14 protein-coding genes are annotated in these 14750 nt (G+C 66.7%); 1 reads left to right on the top strand and 13 read right to left on the bottom strand.

Going from position 1 to position 14750, the window contains the following annotated elements:
* The first annotated feature begins 342 nt into the window (after positions 1–342).
* On the top strand, positions 343–2028 hold the full coding sequence (locus EYE42_RS14090) for an AAA family ATPase (RefSeq protein ID WP_165455801.1): 1686 nt from the start codon (positions 343–345) through the stop codon (positions 2026–2028).
* Here the strand turns inward: EYE42_RS14090 and EYE42_RS14085 are convergent, their stop codons facing one another.
* From EYE42_RS14085 to EYE42_RS14025, 13 genes are all read right to left on the bottom strand, one after another.
* Complete coding sequence (locus EYE42_RS14085; protein ID WP_130991951.1) at positions 2029–3075, bottom strand: TAXI family TRAP transporter solute-binding subunit; 1047 nt, start codon at positions 3073–3075, stop codon at positions 2029–2031.
* A gap of 26 nt (positions 3076–3101) precedes the next feature.
* Positions 3102–4046: a hypothetical protein gene (locus EYE42_RS14080; RefSeq protein WP_130991950.1), complete on the bottom strand. Its 945-nt coding sequence runs from the start codon at positions 4044–4046 to the stop codon at positions 3102–3104.
* A 94-nt stretch (positions 4047–4140) separates the two neighbouring features.
* Positions 4141–5271 (bottom strand): pyridoxal phosphate-dependent aminotransferase, encoded by a 1131-nt coding sequence (locus EYE42_RS14075; protein WP_130991949.1) that lies wholly within the window; start codon positions 5269–5271, stop codon positions 4141–4143.
* Entirely contained in the window at positions 5271–5507 is a 237-nt protein-coding gene (locus EYE42_RS14070) for an Lrp/AsnC ligand binding domain-containing protein (RefSeq protein ID WP_130991948.1), read from the bottom strand. Before EYE42_RS14070 ends, EYE42_RS14075 begins: the two co-directional genes overlap by 1 nt.
* 29 nt (positions 5508–5536) lie before the next feature.
* A complete protein-coding gene (locus EYE42_RS14065; RefSeq protein WP_130991947.1) occupies positions 5537–6907 on the bottom strand; it encodes an MATE family efflux transporter in 1371 nt (456 codons plus the stop codon).
* A gap of 78 nt (positions 6908–6985) precedes the next feature.
* Positions 6986–7333, bottom strand: a complete 348-nt coding sequence (locus tag EYE42_RS14060) for a MerR family transcriptional regulator (protein ID WP_130991946.1) — start codon at positions 7331–7333, stop codon at positions 6986–6988.
* A gap of 4 nt (positions 7334–7337) precedes the next feature.
* Positions 7338–8273: a DnaJ C-terminal domain-containing protein gene (locus EYE42_RS14055; protein WP_130991945.1), complete on the bottom strand. Its 936-nt coding sequence runs from the start codon at positions 8271–8273 to the stop codon at positions 7338–7340.
* 56 nt (positions 8274–8329) lie between these two features.
* A complete protein-coding gene (locus tag EYE42_RS14050) occupies positions 8330–9388 on the bottom strand; it encodes an aldo/keto reductase (RefSeq protein ID WP_130991944.1) in 1059 nt (352 codons plus the stop codon).
* Positions 9389–9455: 67 nt separating this feature from the next.
* Positions 9456–10208: an ABC transporter ATP-binding protein gene (locus tag EYE42_RS14045; protein ID WP_130991943.1), complete on the bottom strand. Its 753-nt coding sequence runs from the start codon at positions 10206–10208 to the stop codon at positions 9456–9458.
* Positions 10209–10256: 48 nt separating this feature from the next.
* Positions 10257–11135, bottom strand: coding sequence for an ABC transporter ATP-binding protein (locus tag EYE42_RS14040; protein ID WP_130991942.1), 879 nt, complete (start codon positions 11133–11135; stop codon positions 10257–10259).
* Positions 11132–12037: a nickel transporter permease gene (gene nikC / locus EYE42_RS14035; RefSeq protein ID WP_130991941.1), complete on the bottom strand. Its 906-nt coding sequence runs from the start codon at positions 12035–12037 to the stop codon at positions 11132–11134. The genes EYE42_RS14040 and nikC overlap by 4 nt, the downstream gene beginning before the upstream one ends.
* On the bottom strand, positions 12034–13026 hold the full coding sequence (locus EYE42_RS14030; RefSeq protein ID WP_281277820.1) for an ABC transporter permease: 993 nt from the start codon (positions 13024–13026) through the stop codon (positions 12034–12036). The genes nikC and EYE42_RS14030 overlap by 4 nt, the downstream gene beginning before the upstream one ends.
* 96 nt (positions 13027–13122) lie before the next feature.
* On the bottom strand, positions 13123–14721 hold the full coding sequence (locus tag EYE42_RS14025; RefSeq protein ID WP_130991940.1) for an ABC transporter substrate-binding protein: 1599 nt from the start codon (positions 14719–14721) through the stop codon (positions 13123–13125).
* Between the last annotated feature and the right edge of the window lie 29 nt (positions 14722–14750).

Below are 14750 nucleotides of genomic sequence, written 5' to 3'. Positions count from 1 at the left end.
GCCGAAGCCGTTCAAACTGCGCGTCGCTTAACCAGAACTCCGAAGCCATGTCCGTCCTCCTGCTTCAAACCGCAGGGAATCACACTTCGGCCCAGCGGGGAATCCCGTTTATGGGTCCAGATCCTAGGCGCCCCCTTGTGCAGGACCGCTGTGCGCGCGTGCCATATAATTTCCCTGCAACCTCCAGTCGTCCATGGACATGGTTAACACGCGGTCCTAGACTTCCAAAGTCAGGACAATCGTTCAGGCGGCTCCAGCGTGGCGGAGAGGATCATGGACCGGTCCCCCTTGGCATCCTTCTGTCCCAGCTTTCGGTCTGCGCCCGCCGCAGATCAATGCCATATGTCCGGCCCGCATCGCCAGACGCTGGATGCAATCCTGACGAGCCTCGAGGCGAGCCAGCCGATCCTGGTTCTGACGGGCGATCCCGGAACCGGCAAGACCACCATGGCCCACCAGGTCGCGGCGCGCTGCGCATCGCTTCGTCCCGTGGGGCGCATCGGCCACAGCGCGGCCCATCTGGCCGATCCCGCGCCGCATGTCCCCAAGGCCCTGGGCCTTGCCTCGGATCCCTCGGGCGGCGCAAGGGCCGTTCTGTCTGCCTGCCATGCGTCGGGCAGCCGCCATCTGCTGATCGTGGACGAGGCTCAGGCCCTGACCGACACGGGGCTGGACTATCTGGCCGCGCTGACCGATGCCCCGACCGGGGAATCCCCTGTCCTGTCCATCCTGCTGGTCGGTGGCCGGGATCTGGTCAGTCGGCTGGCCCAGCCGAAACACGAAACCCTGCGCAGCCGGATCGGCGGCCGGTTCCAGACGGTGCCGCTGGATGCCGGGGAAACCGCCGACTACATCGCGCACCGGTTTCGCGTCTCGGGCTGTGCCTGCCATGCGGATATCGAGGTTTTTGACGCCGCGGCCTGTGCCTGTCTCCACGCCATGTCGGGGGGCGTTCCCCGCGTCATCAACCATCTGGTGCAAAGCTGCCTGTTCGAGGCGGGCACGACCGGACGCCGCAGCATGGATGCGGCTTTTGTGCAGGACTGCCTGTCGGCCATGGCGCTTGACGGCCGGCTGGGACATCTGATTACCCCGGCGGCCCTCAGGCAAGGCGCGGCTGCCGCCCGAGCGCAACACCCCGTCGCCTGCCCCAGCCCTTGCGTTCAGTCCGCGCCCCCCGCCGGGGCGGGTGCGGCAAATGGCGCCCTCCCTTCGGGCCACTGGCGAGGGGGCCTGGCAGCCGCCGTGACAGGCCTTTTGGTTCTTGTGCCCCAGGGGCTGCGGCAACCGCCCTTTGACGCGGGTTCCTGGGCAAGCCTGCTGGCCTTTCCTGCGATCCTGTCCGTGCCTGACAGCGCGCCGGCAGAAACGGTCCCGCTGCGGACAGCCGCGGCAGCGCGGATCGAGGGTCCGGCTGCTGCGGCCGCCGGGATTTCGCGCGGAACCGTCCTTGCCCCGTCCGGGCCCTTGCCGCGCCAGGTTCGGGTCGAGGCCGTTCCCGATCCGTCCAGCCTGCTGGCCCAGGCCCTGACCGTGGGTGCGGTGGACCCCGATCATGCCGCGCAGCTTTATACGCGCGCGGCGCTGAGGGGAAACGGGCGTGCTGCCTATTATCTGGGTCAGCTTTATGAAACGGGGATCGGCGTCGATCCGGACCCCTATCGCGCGCGGGCCTGGTATCAGGCGGCGACCGGCATCGACGGCGCCGCCTTGCGGCTGGCTCAGCTTGTCCCGGTGGACCATCCCGGCGATCCCGGCCAGACCGCGCCCGTTTCGATGTCGCACGGGCTTTACGAATCCGGCCAGACCGAACTGGTCTGGATACCCCCGGCCGGGTCGGCCATGGCGCGGTTCCGTGTCCAGTTCGTACCCGCCGGCGGCGACGGAACGGTGCGCCAACGCGATACCGCCCTGTCCGCCATGCTTGTCGAGCGGCCGGTCACGCGATGGCGCGTCATGGCCCTGCGCGCCGACGGGACCGAAGGACCGGCTTCGGCCTGGAATCGCCTCGCTCCTCCGGCGCGCTGATCAGCAGCCGATCACCGCGCAGATATTGCGCCGATAGGCCTCGTTCGCCTCGCTGTCCGGCGTGGCCTGGGGCGTGGCGGAGACACAGCTTGTCTGATAGGCGGGGTCGATGCCGCGGTTCACGCAGGACGCGATCTCCCATCCCGGCGGGATGTCGGTCAGGTCCACCGACTGCCATTTCGGATGGCCCTCGGCGCGCAGCGTGTCGATCCGGTTCAGAATCAGCGAGGCCAGATCCGACACCCCCCGGCAACTGGCCCGGTGATAGCGGTTGCGGCGGGGATCGTATTCATAGGTCATCAGCACCGCCTTGACCGCCACCATCTCGACCGGGTCGGGCTGAAAGGCATAGATCCCCGCGGCAAGGGTCGATGGCGAATAAACCGCCTCCAGCGTGGCATCCTGGATGGGCAGCAGATGGAACCGCTCGGCGTCGATCTCGCCCTCGGTATAAAGCGATGCCGGGGCACCCGCGACATAGAAAAATGCGTCGATCTCTCCGGCCTTGAGCTGGGGCAGCGCATCGGCGGGCGCGGTCAGCAGCCTTTCGGCAGGCTCGACCCCGGTCAGCGACAGGATCAGCGAGGCGGTGAGGAAAGTGCCGCTGTTCTCGACCCCGATGGCCACCCGCTTTCCCGCCAGATCGTCAAGATCGGCGATGTCGCGCCGGGCCAGCACATGGACCTCCTCCTCGTACAGGGGAAAGGCGATGCGCACGCCGGCGATGGCGCGGGCGATGGCCGGGTCGTTGCCCGCGAATGTCTGCATGTATTCCAGAACATCGCTTTGAACGATGCCGAACTGAGTGTTGGGGCGCTGCCGCACCGCCAGAAAGTTTTCCAGCGAGCCGGCGGATTCCACCACCTCGACCGAACGGCCGCATTGGCCCATCAGCCGGTCCAGGTCGCGCCCGAACTGGATATAGGTTCCGCTCGGCGCCCCGGTCATGATGCTGAGTTGCGCGTCCTGCGCCCGGACGGGTGCCAGCAGTCCCAGAAGGGCCAGGGCCGCAACGGCGACGGGCAGCAAAGCTGTGCGAATGGGCATGGTCCTGTCCCTTTTCGTGATGGATGTCAGCATCCCCCCAGCCGCCCCACAAGAACCAGCAGCGTCTGGCGGTTGATCGGATTCTGGACCTGTGCCAGCGCATCGGTGACGCAATGCCCCTCGACCAGCAGGGTGCGCAGTTGGCCACGCCGGTCACCGCCCTGCGGCAGGGCCGGGGCGGCGGCCAGTGCGGCATCGACCTGGCGGGAATCGCGCGCCTGCAAGCCGGCCGGAGAAGCGGCGGCATCCGGCTCGGCCTCGGTTCCGGCCGGCTGCGGCGAAGGCGGCTGCGCCTCTGCCAGCGCCGCATCGCGGACCCGCGTCAGGGCCGTCAGTTCCGCCGTCAACCGGCGCACCGCGTCGGCCAGGTCGCGCGACCGGTTCTCTTGTTCGGCGATCTGCGCCGCAAGATCCTGCGATCGCACCAGATCGGCCTGCATGGCCTCGTGGCGTTGCGTGATCTCGGCCAGCGCGGCGCGGGCGGCCTGGGTCCGGCTCTCCAGATCGTCCAGCTCTTTTGCGGCAGCGTCCAGTTCGGCCTGACGCCGGTCCCGGTCCCCCGTTATCTGGGCCAGCGCCGCGCGGGCGGATTCGGTGCGGGCCTGCGCATCGGCCATTTCCCGCCGGGCGGTCTCAAGATCGGCCTGCTGACGGTTCCGTTCCTCGGTCGCCTGGGTGATGGCCGCCCGCATCTCCGCCTCGGCGGCCTTTCCCTCGGCCAGGTCGCGACTGACCGCATCCATTTGTGCCGTCGCCTGTTCGATCTTGCCGTTCAGGTCGGTCAACTGTTGGCGGGCTGCGGCAAGTCGGGGTTCCAGTTCGGCGGCCTCGGCCTCCATGGTGGAGATGATCTGGCGCAGCGAATGCGCCTGCCGCGACAGGTCGTCGTCCGGGGCCTGCGCGCCGGCCCTGCCCGATGACAAACAGGCGACAGCCAGTCCGGCCAGAAAAATCCGATACCCGATGCGCACGACATGAACCCTTTCAACATGGTCAATCATGTGGCAGGGCAGGGTCTTGTCAACCGTCCTGTGCGGATGTCGCGGTGCGCAGCCTGCGGCGCTCTCATAGGCGGGCGTCGGCCGCTGGCTCGTCCCGATCCCCAATCGACCGGAGCGCCGACGGCAGGGCAGCCGCCAGCAGGTCCAGTTCCGCATCGGGGGCGCAACTGATGCGGATGCAACGGTTCAACGGCGCCACGCCGGGCATCCGGATGAATACGCCGTCCGCTGCCAGGGCATCGACCAGGCGGCGGGCAAAGGCACCGTCGCGTCCGGTATCAAGGGCGACGAAGTTGGTGGCCGAGGGCAGCGCGGCCATGCCGTTGTCGGCGGCAATGGCCCCGATGCGGTCGCGGGCGGCGGCGACCCGCGCCACGGTCCGGGCCAGCCAGTCCCCATCCGTCAGGGCGGCAAGGACGCCGGCCTGGCCGATGCGGTTCACGCCGAAATGGTTGCGCACCCGATCGAACGCCGCGATCAGGCCGGGATGGCCGATGGCATAGCCGATCCGCGCGCCAGCCATTCCATAGGCCTTGGAAAAGGTGCGCATCCGAATGACGCGCGGATCGTCGGGGGCGATGGACGGGATGGTGCCGGCGGGGGCGAATTCGGCATAGGCCTCATCCAGAACCAGCAGCGCGCCTTCGGCAAGGCCGTCCAGCATTTCCTCGATCGCATGACCGTCGTGCCAGCTTCCCATCGGGTTGTCCGGATTGGCCAGATAGACCAGCCGGGCGCCCACCTGCCGGGCACGGTCCAGCAGCGCCTGCGGGTCTTCGGCATCGTCGCGATAGGCCACCTTGTGCAGCACTCCGCCAAAGCCGGTGACGTGGAAGTTGAAGGTCGGATAGGCCCCGTCCGATGTGACGACCGCGTCCCCCGGTGCGATCAGAAGCCGCACCAGCAGCCCCAGCAGACCGTCGATCCCCTCGCCCACAACGATGTTTTCGGGCCGGACGCCGTGATGCGCGGCAAGGACATGGGTCAGGTCATGGCTGGTCGGGTCGCCGTATTTCCAGACCTCGCCCGCTGCCGCCTGCATCGCGGCCACCGCGCGGGGGCTGGGACCGAAGCCGTTTTCGTTGGCGCCCAGCCGCGCGGCAAAGGGGCGGCCCGCCTGGCGTTCCAGCGTTTCCGGCCCGACAAAGGGCACGGTCGCGGGCAGGTTTGCGGCGATCGGGGCAAGGCGGATCATCAGAAGGCGCGGAATGTCATGGTGGTCAGGGTGCGGCTGATATGGGGGATGTCGAACAGCCGTTCGGACAGGAAGCGGCCGACATCCTGATCTTCGGGGATATAGACCTTGGCGATCAGGTCGTAATCGCCCGAGGTGGAATAAAGCTCGCTCACCACCTCGCGGTCATAGATGGCCTCGGCGACCTGATAGGTCTTGCCGGGCTCGCAGCGGAACTGGACAAAGACGGGTCGCATGGTGGCCTCCGGTTGCAGTCGCGCGCAGGTTAGACCGCCAGCGCGGGACGGGTCCAGACCCTGCGCGCATGGCCGCGCCAGAACCGTGCCATCAGCAGCGCCGATGCGAAGGCCAGCCCGACGCACAGCCCCAGCCACAGCCCGGCCGGACCCAGGCCGCCCGGAAAGGCCAGGCCCCAGGCCACGGGAATTCCCACCACCCAATAGCTGAAGCCCGCGATCCACATGGGCACGCGCGTGTCGTGGACGCCCCGCAGGAATCCCAGCGCGATCACCTGAAAGGCATCGGTCAACTGGAACAGCGCGGCATAGACCAGCAGCCCCGCCCCCAGGGTCACGATGGCCGTACCGCCCGGTTGGGCGGAGTCCAGGTACAGCCCGATCAACTGCGGGCCGAACAGCAGATAGACAGCGATGGCCAGCGCGCCGAAGCCCAGCGACAGGCCGATCACCGTCAGCGCCGCATCGCCCATGCCCGCGGCATCTCCCCGGCCCTTGGCCTGGGCCACCCGCACGGTCGCCGCATTCGACAGGCCAAGATGCACCATGAAGGTGATCGCGGTGATCTGCAGCGCGATCCCATGGGCGGCCAGTTCCTGCGTGCCGATCCAGCCCATCATGACGTTCGATCCGACAAACAGCCCGCCCTCGGCCACCATGGTCAGCCCGATGGGCCAGCCCAGCCGGAACACCTGCCGCAGTGCCTGAGGGTCCGCCTTCCAGAACCGCTGGAAAAGACGATGCTTGCGCGTTGCAGGCAGCCAGTGGGCATAACCTGTCAGCAGGACAAGCTGGACGGCCTGCACCGTCAGGCTGGCGATGGCCGCGCCCTGCACGCCCAGTTCGGGGGCACCCAGATTGCCGAAGATCAGCACCCAGTTCAGCGCCACGTTCAGCGGCAGACCTGCCAGCGTGACCCACATCACGACCTGCGTGCGTTCCATCGCAGCCAGGTAGGAGTTCAACGTCAGTTGGGCCAGCACCACCGGCAGGCCCCATCCCGCGATGCGCAGGTAATCCTGGGCATGGGCCGCCACCGCCGGCGTCTGGCCCAGGCCGCGCAGGATCGGGTCGGAAAACCACATGGCCGGCATGACCGCCAGCCCGAAGCCCAGCGACAGCCACAGCGCCATCCGGGCGGACCGGCGCACGTCGGTTTCGTCGCCGCGCGCGATGGCGGTGGCGATCAGGCCCAGCACGCCGGTTCCAAAGCCCATGCCCAGAAAGAACAGGATATGAAAGAACGAGGTTGCAATGACCAGCCCGGCCAGCGTTTCCACCCCGTACCAGCCGATCATCACCGTGTCGGCCACGCCGATGGCCATGCGCGCCAGATGGCTGCCGATCAGCGGCAGGCCCAGCGACAGCGTGGCAAGGACATGGGGCAGGAAACGGGACATGACGTCGCCTTAGCGCGGCGCGCAGCGTTGCACAATCTGCAGGACCGTGGAACAGTCATGCCATCGGCTTGAAAACCCTCAGTCCCCCCGGATCGTCCTGATGCCATGGACGTGGGCCATGATACGGCCCCGCACTTCGGCCGGTTCAGAGGCCAGCGCCTGGATCAGAGCGCGCATGTCGCCGCGCGCCGTGTTCAACTGGTCGATCAGCGACATGACCATGCACAGGGCATCCTCGGGCAGGTCATAGAACTCGGACAGGTCGCACAGCAGTTGCAGCCGTGCCACGTCGGTTTCGGTGAAGGCATGGCCATGGGGCGTCACCAGGGGCGTGACCACATGGGACTTGACGAAAAAGCGCAGGCGCGCCGGGTCCAGACCCTCGAGGATCGCCACCACTTCGGTTTCGGAATAATGACGGGCCATCGCGTCATGCCTCCGCGTTCAGTCCGGCGCGCGGGTCATAGGGGTGATCCTTGCGCCATGCTTCCAGAAAACGGGCCAGATCGCCGTCCACGCGCGGCGGCATCACGACCTTGAGCTCGATGTGCTGGTCCCCCCCGTTGACGCCCCGGCCCTTCAGGCGCAGACGGGTGCCGGTAGTGGCGCCCCTGGGGATCGACACATTGACCGGGCCGTCGATGGTCGGCGCCGCGACCTTGCCGCCCAGGGCCGCCTCGTCGATGGTGACGGGCAGGGTCAGCAGGATGTCGTCGCCCTCGCGCCGGAAATGGGGATGGGGGGCGACGCTGATGGTCAGATAGGCGTCGCCCGGTCCCCCCTGCCCTAGACCGGGACCGCCCTTGCCTTTCAGCCGGATGGTCTGGCCGTCGCGGACGCCCTTGGGGATCGACACTTCCAGATCGCCGCCCTCGGGCAGGGTGATGCGGGTCTTTCCACCCCTTGCGGCCGTCAGGAAATCGATTTCGAGCGAGAACCGATAGTCCTGGCCACGGACATGGAATTCGCGCGGATCGTCGCGCCCCGCCCCGTGACCGAAGCCGGCAAAGCCCCCTGCCCGCCGCCCGAACAGGTCCGAGAATACGTCCGACAGGTCGGGATCGGCGTCGAAGCCGTAGCTGCGGGCATAAGGGTTGCCCGCCGCCTCGGCATGGTCGCGCCAGGGGCGGCGCTGCGGGCGTTCCTGGCCCTGGGCGTCGATCTCGCCGGCGTCGAAGCGGCGGCGTTGTTCGGGGTCTTTCAGCAGGTCGTAGGCCGCCGAGGCCGCCTTGAAACGCGCCATCGCTGCCGGATCGGGGTTCAGGTCGGGGTGATCCGCCTTGGCGATCCGGCGATAGGCCTTCTTGATTTCGGCATCGCTGGCCGATTTCGTCAGTCCCAAGGCTTCATAAGGATCGCCCGCCATGATCGCTTCCTGTGCAATGCTTACGGATCAACAAGATAGGCAAGACGTGGACGCGATCAATAGGGCATCGGATACTGCTTGTGCAGCCGGTCGATGGCCTTGCGCAGATCGTCGGGCAAGGGCTTGCCCAGCCCTGCGATCAGGTGGTCGAGCTGATCCAGGGTCGTCGCGCCGATGATCGGGACCACCTTGAAGGGCCGCGTCAACTGCCAGGCGATCGCCATATGGATGATGTCCCAGCCATGATCGTCCGCCAGCGCGACATAAGCCTCGGTCGCGGCCAACCCCTGGGGCGTCTTGCGTCCGCCCAGGGTGCCCAGGCCCCCGTGGGCCTTGTCCACGGCGGCGCGGCTGCCTTCGGGCGTGGCGCCGCCGGAATACTTGCCCGACAGCAGCCCGGCAGCCAGCGGAGAATACGAGAGCAGCGTCACATCCTCGTTCACCGCCACCTCGGCCAGATCGGTGTCGTAAAGACGATAAAGCAGCGAATATTCGTTCTGGATCGCCGCCATGCGCGGGGCATCCATGCGATCCCCCACCGCGCACCACTGGGCCAGGCCCCAGGCGGATTCGTTTGACAGACCCACCGCGCGGATCTTGCCCGCCCGCTGCGCAGCAGCCAGGGCATCCAGCACGTCAGCCATGTGGTCCAGCGTCTGCTGTTTGGACTGTCTGGACGGGTCATAGGTCCAGTTCTGCCGGAACGCATAGCTTCCGCGCACCGGCCAGTGCAATTGATACAGGTCGATGCGGTCGGTCTGCAGGCGCCGCAGCGATCCGTCGATGGCCTGCGCGACGATGGCGCCGTCATAGGGTTTGCCGTCGCGGACCATCTGGCTGGGGCCGGTGATCTTGGTGGCGATCTCCACCCGGTCGCGATGGCCGGTGCGCGCCAGCCAGTTGCCGATGACGGTTTCGGTCAGGCCGATGGTTTCCCGCCGGACCGGGTTCACGGGATACATTTCCGCCGTATCCAGAAAGGTGATGCCGGCTTCCAGCGCACGGTCCATCTGCGCATGACCCTCGGGTTCTGCCGTCTGGTTGCCGAAGTTCATGGTGCCAAGGCAAATCTCGCTGACTTCGACATTGCCGCCGCCCAGGGTCACGCGCTTCATGAAGATTCCTTTCGTCCTGCCGCGCGCACGTTAGCGATCACGCGCAGCGGCGCAAGACCCGGGCCGGTCATGCGCGGGCATAGCCACGGGACGCGGCGATCAACTGGCGGGTATAGTCCTGAGACGCGGTTCCTTGCCGCAGGGCATCCACGTTCATGGTCTCGACAATGCTGCCACCCTGCATGACGGCCAGCCGGTCGCACATATGGCCCACAACGGCCAGGTCGTGGCTGACCATCACATAGGTCAGCCCGTGTTCGGCACGCAGGTCGGACAGCAGGTTCAGGATTTCCGCCTGCACGCTCACATCCAGCGCGCTTGTGGGTTCGTCCAGCAGCAGCAGACGCGGTTCCGCCGCCAGGGCGCGGGCGATGGCGACGCGCTGGCGCTGCCCGCCCGAAAGCTGGTGCGGATAGCGAAAGCGAAAGCCGCGGCCCAGGCCCACGTCGTCCAGCAGGCGGGCGATGCGGCGGTCGATGTCGTCCATGCCTTGCAGGCGCAGGGTTTCCGACAGCACCGCATCGACGGAATGGCGCGGATGCAGGCTGGCATACGGATCCTGAAAGACCATCTGCACGGTCTTGTAGAAGGCCAGATCGCGGCGACGGGCGTTCAGCGGCCGGCCTGCGACCTCGATCCGGCCGGACCAGGTGTCGATCAGGCCGGCGATGGCGCGCAGGATGGTGGATTTGCCCGACCCGGATTCGCCGACAAGGCCGAAGCTTTCGCCTTCGGCCACGTGGAAGCTGGCCTGTTTGACGGCATCCACACGGTCGGGTGCGTGGCCGAACCAGACGTTCAGATTCTCGACCTTCAGCACGGGCTGAACCGTTGCAAAGGGGTATCCGGGCAAGGAAGCCGCTGCATCTTACAAGCCTCCCGGGAATTCGGTTTCCAGACTCTCTGCGATCGTGTCGCCGTCGCGCCAGCTTTCCTGGCGTTCCAGCACGGGCAGCCGGGCCTGGGGCGCGTCCAGACGCGGCAGGCTGTTCAGCAGCCCCTGGGTATAGGGGTGGCGGGCGCTGTGCAAATCCCTGGCCGCCAGCGTTTCCACGATGCGGCCCGCATACATGATCAGCACACGGTCACAGAACTGCGCGACCAGGTTCAGGTCGTGGCTGATGAAGATCAGGCCCATGCCCCGGTCGCGGACCAGGCGGTCCATGATGTTCAGAACCTCGGTCCGGACCGACACGTCCAGCGCGCTGGTGGGTTCGTCGGCGATCAGGATCTCGGGGTCGGGGGCCAGCATCATCGCGATCATGATCCGCTGGCCCATCCCGCCCGACACCTCGTGCGGATAGGCGCCCATCACCCGTTCGGGGTCCCGGATCTGGACGGCGGCCAGCATGTCCAGCGCCTTTTGCCGGGCAGCGGCACGCGCGCCGCCGGCGTGCAGGCGGTAAGCCTCGACGATCTGGTCGCCGATGGTCATCACCGGGTTCAGGCTGAATTTCGGATCCTGCATGACCATGCTGATCCGATTTCCCCTGATCTTGCGCATCCGGCGTTCGGGCAGGTTCAGGATCGACTGGCCGTCAAGGTCGAGGCGGTCGGCGAAAACGCGGCCGGGTGGACGGACAAGGCCCAGGATCGCACGGCCGGTCATCGACTTGCCGGACCCGGATTCGCCGACCACGCCCAGTCGCTCGCGCCCCAGATCGAAGCTGACGCCGCGCACGGCCTGGAATTCGCCCTGCCGGGTCGGAAAGGTGACGCGCAGGTTGCGGACGGACAGCAGCGTCATTGGCCCGACCCTTTCGGATCCAGCACGTCGCGCAGCCCGTCGCCCAGAAGATTGAAAGCCATCGAGACGATGAAGATGGCGATCCCCGGCATGGCGGCGACCCACCAGAAGTCCAGGATATAGGTCCGTCCGTCGGAAATCATTGCCCCCCATTCCGGCATCGGCGGCTGCGCGCCAAGACCCAGGAAACCCAACCCCGCCGCCGACAGGATGATCCCGGCCATGTCCAGCGCCACGCGCACGATCAGCGAACTGATGCAAAGCGGCCAGATATGCCTGATGAGCAGCCGCAGCGGCCCGGCCCCCTGCAAGCGTGCGGCGGCGATGAAATCGGCATGGCGGATGGTCAGCGTCTCGGCCCGGGCCAGGCGTGCATAGGGCGGCCAGGCGGTCAGCGCCAGGGCCAGGACCGCATTGCCGATGCTGGGCCCCAGGGCCGCGACGAAGGCCAGCGCCAGGATCAGCTTGGGGAAGGCCAGAAAGATGTCGGTGATCCGCATCAGAACCTGATCGGCCCAGCCGCCCGCAAAGCCCGCCACCGTGCCGATGAACAGGCCGATGACCGGCGCGATCAGCGCCACGGTGCCCACAATGAACAGCGTGATGCGCGATCCGTGGATCAGCCGCGACAGGATGTCCCGGCCCAGATGGTCGGTGCCCAGCCAGTGTTCGGCAGAGGGGGGTTGCAGCCGCCCGGCCAGATCCTGCGTGAACGGGCTTTGCGGGGCCAGCCAGGGGGCAAGAATTGCGATGCCGATCAGCAAAACCAGCACGATCAGCCCCAGCATCGCCAGCTTGTTGCCCCGAAAGGTCAGCCAGCCCTGATACAGCGCGCCCATCCGCGCCTGACGCCGGGTCTGGGGAGCATCGCTTAACAGCCAGTCGCGTCTGGTCTGGTTCATTTCGACCTCGGGTCCAGGACGCGATACAGGATGTCGCTGAGAAGGTTCAGCAACACGAAGCAGGTGCCCACCACCACCGTGCCGCCCAGAACGGCGTTCATGTCGCCCGACAGAAGCGCCTTTGTGATGTATTGGCCAAGGCCGGGCCAGGAAAAGATGATCTCGGTCAGGACCGACCCTTCCAGCAGCGACCCAAAGGACAGCGCGATCACGGTGATCAGCGGAATCTGGATGTTGCGGAATGCGTGCCGCCAGATCACCGCGCGTTCCGACAGCCCCTTGACGCGGGCGGTCGTGATGTATTCGGCGGACAGTTGTTCCAGCATGAAGCTGCGGGTCATGCGGCTGATATAGGCCAGGCTGAAATAGCCCAGCAGGCTGGCGGGCAGGATGATGTGGCTGAATGCGTCCCTGAAGGCACCCCAGTCGCCGGCGATCAGCGAATCGACCAGGATCAGCCCGGTGACGGTCGGGACCATGCCGTCATAGATGATGCCCTGCCGTCCCGGCCCGCCGACCCAGCCGAGGATGCCGTAGAACACGAGCAGCCCCATCAGCCCCAGCCAGAAGATCGGCATGGAATAGCCCACAAGTGCCACCACGCGGGCCACCTGGTCGATTGCCCCGCCCCGGCGCGCGGCGGCGATCACGCCCAGGGGAACGCCGATCGCCACGCCGATCAGCGTGCCCAGCGTCGCCAGTTCGACGGTTGCGGGAAAGACGCGCCTGATGTCGTCCACGACCAGTTGCCCGGTCGAGATGGACCGTCCGAAATCGCCGGTCAGCACCTCGCCCAGATAGCGGATGAACTGCACGACCAGAGGCCGGTCCAACCCCATCGCCTGATAGGCTGCGTCGTATTGCGCCTGCGTCGCGCGGTCGCCCACGACCTTCAGGACCGGGTCGATGGGCATGACCCGACCGATGATGAACGTCACCAGCAACAGGCCAAGCATCGTCAGGGCCAACGACAAAAGCGTGCCCGCGATGCTGCGGGCATGGCGGCGTCGGGCGGCGGCACGGTGATCGGGCGCGGGGGACGGCGCCGCCCCCCGGCCTGTGTCGGCATCGGTCACGGCCAAGCCTTATTCGCCCTTCGTGACCTGTCGATACATGACCGAGGTCACGGATCCGCCCGAATTCCAGTTTTGCACAGTGTCGCGCAGCCCGGTGTTCTCGACCCGCTGGAACAGGGGGATGATCGGCGCCTCGGCCTGATACTGGCGCTGGATGTCCTGATACATCTGCGCGCGCTTGCCGGCATCCTGTTCCAGGGTCGCGGCCACGGTGGCCTCGTTCATTTCCTGCGGAACGGCATAGGCGTTGCGCCAGGCCAGCAGACCCGTGGCCTGCGCCTCGTCGCTGTTGTCGGGGTTATAGGCAAAGGTCGCGGCGTTGGTGTTCGGGTCCGAATAGTCCGGGCCCCATTCGCCCAGGAAAATCGGCACGTCGCGGGCGCGATAGGCGTCCAGCACCTGCGCTCCGGTCATCTGCTGGATTTCCAGGGTCAGCCCGGCCTCGGCCATCGACGCCTGCAGGGCCTGGGCTACATCGACATATTCGCGCAGGTCGCGGACCTTGGTGGTGATGGTGCTGCCCGCCAGTCCCGCCTCGTCGATCAGGGCCTTGGCACGGGCGACGTCATAGGTCCAGGGCATGTCCTCCAGCGCGCCAAGGTATCCCTTGGGCAGGAAGGCCTGGTGGGGCATGAACATGCCCTTGAGGAAGCTGTTCGCGATGCCGTCGTAATCGACCAGATATTTCATCGCCTCGATGACGGCAGGGTTCGACAGAACCTCGTCCTTCTGGTTGAGGCCCATATACAGGATCCGGCCCCGCGGCTCGTCCTGGATCGTCACACCCTTGACCGCGGCGATGGACTCCACGTCGGTGGGCGACAGGTTGCGGGCGGCGTCGATGTCACCCTGTTCCAGCAGAAGCCGCTGCGCGCTGGATTCGGCGACGTTGCGCACGATCACGCGCTTCATGGCCGGGGCGCCCTGGAAATAACTGTCATAGGCGGCCAGTTGCACGGCCTCGTTCGGGCGCCAGCCGGCCAGGGTATAGGGGCCGGACCCTGCCTCGTTGGTGTTCAGCCAGGTGTTGCCCAGATCCTCGCCCTCGGCATTCGCCATCACCGTTTCCTTGTCCACCACGCTGGCGATGTTGGCGGTCAGGCAGTTCAGCACGAAGGTCGGCGCATAGGGCTTGTCGAGATTCAGCGTCAGGGTCGTGTCGTCGAAGGTGATCTTTTCCTCGACATTCTCCGGCGTAAAGCCGAACTGGGTCAGGATGAAGGCCGGGGTCTTGTCCAGCTTGACCGCGCGCTGCAGCGACCATGCCGCATCCTCGGCGCGGACCGGATTTCCGGAATGGAAAGTGACGCCTTGGCGCATGGTGAAGGTGATCGACAGGCCGTCCTCGGACACCTCCCAGCTTTCGGCAAGCGACGGCTTGAAGCCCGCCTCCATGTCCAGCGGGTCGAAATCGACCAGCCTGTCATAGGTGTTCTGGTTCACGTCGTTGCCCGAGAATTCAAAGCTCTGGGCCGGGTCGAGGCTGATGATGTCGTCGATGGCGGCGGCCACGACCAGCGTGTCGGCGGGGGTTTCCGCCCAGGCGGCGGGCGCGATGGCCAGGGCCGATGCCAGCAGGATCGCGCGCGGGGTCAGAATATGGTTCATGGTTTTTCCCTGTTCGTCATCCCGCTTGA

Origin of the sequence: Paracoccus subflavus (assembly GCF_004310345.1) — a bacterium.
Lineage (GTDB): Bacteria > Pseudomonadota > Alphaproteobacteria > Rhodobacterales > Rhodobacteraceae > Paracoccus > Paracoccus subflavus.
Note: the sequence above shows the minus strand (reverse complement) of the source record. Positions and strands in the feature narration are given on the sequence as shown.

What these genes read in the sequence shown, in the direction of transcription:
- EYE42_RS14090 (WP_165455801.1), top strand. Translation starts at nt 343, where the DNA reads ATGTCCGGCCCGCATCGCCAGACGCTGGATGCAATCCTGACGAGCCTC.
- EYE42_RS14085 (WP_130991951.1), bottom strand. Translation starts at nt 3,075, where the DNA reads ATGCCCATTCGCACAGCTTTGCTGCCCGTCGCCGTTGCGGCCCTGGCC.
- EYE42_RS14075 (WP_130991949.1), bottom strand. Translation starts at nt 5,271, where the DNA reads ATGATCCGCCTTGCCCCGATCGCCGCAAACCTGCCCGCGACCGTGCCC.
- EYE42_RS14070 (WP_130991948.1), bottom strand. Translation starts at nt 5,507, where the DNA reads ATGCGACCCGTCTTTGTCCAGTTCCGCTGCGAGCCCGGCAAGACCTAT.
- EYE42_RS14065 (WP_130991947.1), bottom strand. Translation starts at nt 6,907, where the DNA reads ATGTCCCGTTTCCTGCCCCATGTCCTTGCCACGCTGTCGCTGGGCCTG.
- EYE42_RS14060 (WP_130991946.1), bottom strand. Translation starts at nt 7,333, where the DNA reads ATGGCCCGTCATTATTCCGAAACCGAAGTGGTGGCGATCCTCGAGGGT.
- EYE42_RS14055 (WP_130991945.1), bottom strand. Translation starts at nt 8,273, where the DNA reads ATGGCGGGCGATCCTTATGAAGCCTTGGGACTGACGAAATCGGCCAGC.
- EYE42_RS14050 (WP_130991944.1), bottom strand. Translation starts at nt 9,388, where the DNA reads ATGAAGCGCGTGACCCTGGGCGGCGGCAATGTCGAAGTCAGCGAGATT.
- EYE42_RS14040 (WP_130991942.1), bottom strand. Translation starts at nt 11,135, where the DNA reads ATGACGCTGCTGTCCGTCCGCAACCTGCGCGTCACCTTTCCGACCCGG.
- nikC (WP_130991941.1), bottom strand. Translation starts at nt 12,037, where the DNA reads ATGAACCAGACCAGACGCGACTGGCTGTTAAGCGATGCTCCCCAGACC.
- EYE42_RS14025 (WP_130991940.1), bottom strand. Translation starts at nt 14,721, where the DNA reads ATGAACCATATTCTGACCCCGCGCGCGATCCTGCTGGCATCGGCCCTG.